The 1203-nt window shown below is 71.6% G+C and carries 1 protein-coding gene; it reads right to left on the bottom strand.

Annotated elements, in window-relative coordinates; all coding sequences use genetic code 11:
- A partial coding sequence (locus tag AB0O00_RS40370) for a hypothetical protein (protein ID WP_363659641.1) occupies positions 1–1203 on the bottom strand: 1203 nt, incomplete at both ends.

Genomic DNA, 1203 nt, shown 5'->3' with positions numbered 1-1203 from the left:
CCTCGGAGGTGGCCGCCGGCGTGGCACCGGCCGCAGGTGTGGCTGTGGCCGTCGGCGTGGCGGTGGTGGCGGACCCGTTGTCGGTGAAGATCGCCAGCCGGGCGACCTTGCGGATCAGGTCGACCTGGCGGCGGGTCAGCGCGAGGGAGCGGCCGTCCGCGCCGCGCATCAGGGCGGGCATCTTGCGCCGTCCCTTGTCGGACAGGTCGCCGACGTCGTCATAGTCGCGCAGCACGTCGGCGAACCACGGCGCGGTGCCGCTGCGCAGGCCGGTGAGGACCTGCTGGTGCAGGTTCAGCAGCGCGGTGCGGTCGACCAGCGACGGGGCCATGATCGGCTCATAGAGCCGGCCGGTGTCGTTGGTGTCCTGGGCGACCATCGTGGAGGCGCCCCGGACCTGGCCGTTCACCGTGTTGCCGTTCAGGACAGCGGTGTTCATCAGCCGGACGGTGTCGAAGGCGCGCCGGACCACGTCCTCGGCGTCCGCCAGGGAGACCTGGTCGGCGCTGACGGTGGGGCCGAACATGGCCTGCTCCAGCTCGTCGGCGACGGCGCGGACGGGAAAGCTGTCCGGAGCGTAGGCCGGCGGGCCGGCGCCGATCCGGCCGTAGGCGCTCAACAGGGTGCCGTCGATGGTGAGTTCCGCCCTGACCAGGCCGTCGCACTCGTCGTCCAGGTAGCCCTTGCTGACCCAGTTGCCGTCCTTGTCGGAGGAGCCGGCGTAGATCTGGGAGGGGTTGGTCACCCGGGGACTGCTGGTGTCGTCGTGGTAGCCGAGCCAGCTGCCGCGGTTGGCGTCGTACAGGAAGGCGGTCACGTTCGGGTCGGGCTTCGGCTGCTCCTCCTTGCTGGAGCCGTAGACGCGGCCGGCGGCGGGGGTGAAGCGCAGCCTGATCCCCGGGAACTCCAGGGTGGGCCTGAGGTACCGGACGTGCCCGAGCGGAAGTTCCCGGCCAGCCCAGAAGTTCGGGCAGGTGCCGTTCAGCGGGTGCACGTCGTGGTCGTTGACGGGGCCGACCCGCGCGTCGATGCGGTCGTTGTCGTCGCCGGTCCGCCGGTGGATCTTGTGGTTGCCCACGTGCACCGACCAGTGCACGTCCTGCGGGCCGATCCCGTGCCGGCTCAGCAGGTCGAGGGTCAGCGGCTCCAGCACGTCCTCGCGGCCCGGCTCCGAGGTCAGCGCCCAGACCTCCAGGAACGGGG

Source organism: Kitasatospora sp. NPDC093558, assembly GCF_040683475.1.
In the GTDB taxonomy this organism is placed as follows: Bacteria; Actinomycetota; Actinomycetes; order Streptomycetales; family Streptomycetaceae; genus Kitasatospora.
The sequence above is the reverse complement of the archived record's forward strand: the minus strand, read 5'-3'. Positions and strand labels throughout refer to the sequence as shown.